The organism is Cysteiniphilum litorale, from assembly GCF_003428165.1.
Taxonomy (GTDB): Bacteria; Pseudomonadota; Gammaproteobacteria; order Francisellales; family Francisellaceae; genus Caedibacter; species Caedibacter litoralis.
Genome location: NZ_QLIQ01000167.1, coordinates 1 through 685 on the forward strand (window position 1 = coordinate 1; position 685 = coordinate 685).

General features: G+C 33.0%; 1 protein-coding gene. It reads left to right on the forward strand.

All coding sequences use genetic code 11. From position 1 onward, the window contains the following. The first annotated feature begins 194 nt into the window (after positions 1-194). Positions 195-368, forward strand: a complete 174-nt coding sequence (locus DNJ75_RS15495; protein WP_170137250.1) for a hypothetical protein — start codon at positions 195-197, stop codon at positions 366-368. Positions 369-685: the final 317 nt, after the last annotated feature.

Consider the following 685-nt stretch of genomic DNA (forward strand, 5'->3'; position numbering starts at 1 on the left):
ACCGTATCTTTTCAAGTCACAACAGGCAGTTTATGAATCAAAGTCAGCGATACCAACTATGTATCGATTGAGTATTGGGGTGAGTTATGTTTTTTAACTTTTTTAGTTTTTTTAGCTACAACTCCTTAAAACACAAGTGTCACTTTCATTTCTTTCATTGTATTCATTTTTTTAAGTTATGTCATAAGGGATGGATGTTTATTGTCATGGCGGTTAGTGGCTTATCGTTAATTGTTATGACGGGCTGTTCAACGACCTCTTCAGTGACAACCTTTGAGCAAATCCCTGTGGCGGATGTGGTGAGTGTACAAAGTGAAGTCAATCATGCTAATAACTACATGTATCAAGAAAAAGAAGAAAAAATATAAAAAAAAGGGGGACGCGTAAGGAAATAAAGAAAACAAAGGAAATAAGAAGAAAAAATAAAAGTGGCAATATAAGCAATACAAGCAATAGAGTAGCTATTGTCACGGTCAAAGTTTCACTGTGTTGACTGGATTCAGTGGAAGTCAAAAAGTAAAAAACGTTTTAAAAACAAAAAAACGTCAATCATGAAGTCATTAAAACAAAGTAAAACAATAAAAAATTAAAAAATAGGAGATATATGATGTTATCAGTAGTTAAGCAAACCTTAAAAGATCAGTTAACATGGGCATCTTTAAAGTCGTGGGGTATTGCCTTATTG